Here is a 2,475-nt window from a genome sequence, read left to right on the forward strand (position 1 = left end):
CAAATCAAATGATTTTCATGTAGAGAGTTATTTAATCTGGGTATTCCAGAAGTTCATTAACAATATGGTAGAGATTGAGGTAACACAAGCGTTTTGGTATGACTATTTCTGATGGTGATGGTTGTATTGAGGATTGTATGACATTGAGTTGATTGAGGTTATATGGTCAAGAAGAGAAGCGCAGACGGTGGATGCCTTGGCAGTAAGAGGCGAAGAAGGACGTGGAATCCTGCGAAAAGCTTTGGGGAGCTGGAAACGAGCGTTGAACCGAAGATGTCCGAATGGGGGAACCCGGCCTGGTGCGAACCAGGTCACTTATGACTGAATACATAGGTTATGAGAGCGAACTTAGGGAACTGAAACATCTAAGTACCTAAAGGAAAAGAAATCAAAAGAGATTCTCTTAGTAGCGGCGAGCGAAGGGGGAAGAGCCTGGTGTGATTTATTATGCTATGAAGTGGAACGACTTGGGAAAGTTGACCGTAGGGGGTGATAGTCCCGTACACGTAGGTAGCATGAGGAACTAAGCACACGAAGAAGTAGGCCGGGACACGAGAAATCCTGGTTGAAAATGGGTGGACCATCATCCAAGGCTAAATACTACTTACTGACCGATAGTGAACCAGTACCGTGAGGGAAAGGCGAAAAGCACCCCGGAGAGGGGAGTGAAATAGACCTGAAACCGTTTGCGTACAAGCAGTGGGAGCCTGACTTAGGTTGGGTGACTGCGTACCTTTTGTATAATGGGTCAGCGAGTTACTTTCAGTGGCGAGGTTAACCTGCTAGGGGAGCCGTAGAGAAATCGAGTCTTAATAGGGCGAGAGTCGCTGGGAGTAGACCCGAAACCGGGCGATCTAGCCATGTGCAGGATGAAGGTTGGGTAACACCAACTGGAGGTCCGAACCGGGTAATGTTGAAAAATTATCGGATGACGTGTGGCTAGGAGTGAAAGGCTAATCAAGCCCGGAGATAGCTGGTTCTCCCCGAAAGCTATTTAGGTAGCGCCTTGTGGGTTGATTGCTGGGGGTAGAGCACTGTTTCGGCTAGGGGGCTGTCATGGCTTACCAAACCGATGCAAACTACGAATACCGGTTAATTGGACCACGGGAGGCACACGGCGGGTGCTAACGTCCGTCGTGGAGAGGGAAACAACCCAGACCGCCAGCTAAAGTCCCAAAGTTATGGTTAAGTGGGAAACGATGTGGGAAGGCCTAGACAGCCAGGAGGTTGGCTTAGAAGCAGCCATCCTTTAAAGAAAGCGTAATAGCTCACTGGTCGAGTCGGCCTGCGCGGAAGATGTAACGGGGCTAAAACCATACACTGAAGCTGCGGATGTGCATTTGATGCACGTGGTAGGGGAGCGTTCTGTAGGTCTGCGAAGGTGACTTGAGAAGGTTGCTGGAGATATCAGAAGTGCGAATGCTGACATGAGTAACGATAAAGAAGGTGAAAAGCCTTCTCGCCGTAAGTCTAAGGATTCCTGCACGACGTTAATCGGAGCAGGGTGAGTCGGCCCCTAAGGCGAGGCGGAGACGCGTAGTCGATGGGAACCAGGTTAATATTCCTGGACTTTTTATAAGTGCGAAGGGGGGACGGAGAAGGCTAGGTGAGCCAGGGGTTGGTAGTCCTGGTACTTGCATGTAGGGGTGTAGATTAGGCAAATCCGGTCTACTTTACTCTGAGGTGCGAAGTGGTTCAGACATTTTGGTGTGCTGAGAAGTCATTGACGCCAAGCTTCCAGGAAAAGCCTCTAAGCGACAGCTTATAGAGAACCGTACCGGAAACCGACACAGGTAGACGAGTAGAGCATACTAAGGCGCTTGAGAGAACTCGGGTGAAGGAACTAGGCAAAATGGTACCGTAACTTCGGGAGAAGGTACGCCTTTGCTGGTTATTTACTTTACGTGAAGAAGCTGGTGGAGGCCGCAGAGACCAGGTGGCTGCGACTGTTTATTAAAAACACAGCACTCTGCAAATTCGTAAGAAGACGTATAGGGTGTGACGCCTGCCCGGTGCCGGAAGGTTAATTGATTTGGTTAAGCGTAAGCTGAAGCTGATGATCGAAGCCCCGGTAAACGGCGGCCGTAACTATAACGGTCCTAAGGTAGCGAAATTCCTTGTCGGGTAAGTTCCGACCTGCACGAATGGCGTAACGATGGCCACACTGTCTCCACCCGAGACTCAGTGAAATTGAAATTGCGGTGAAGATGCCGTATACCCGCGGCTAGACGGAAAGACCCCGTGAACCTTTACTACAGCTTTGCACTGGACTTTGACAATGACTGTGTAGGATAGGTGGGAGGCTATGAAGTATGAACGCTAGTTTGTATGGAGCCGACCTTGAAATACCACCCTGTGATTGTTGAGGTTCTAACTTGGTCCCATGAACTGGGATGAGGACAGTGTATGGTGGGTAGTTTGACTGGGGCGGTCTCCTCCCAAAGAGTAACGGAGGAGCACAAAGGTACCCTCGTT

The 2,475-nt window shown here is 49.9% G+C and carries 1 rRNA gene; it reads left to right on the forward strand.

From position 1 onward, the window contains the following. Nucleotides 1–164: 164 nt before the first annotated feature. Nucleotides 165–2,475: ribosomal RNA gene (locus E1O52_RS12875) — 23S ribosomal RNA — on the forward strand; the annotation flags it as partial.

The sequence above is a fragment of the Legionella nagasakiensis genome (genome assembly GCF_900639915.1).
Classification (GTDB): Bacteria; Pseudomonadota; Gammaproteobacteria; order Legionellales; family Legionellaceae; genus Legionella_A; species Legionella_A nagasakiensis.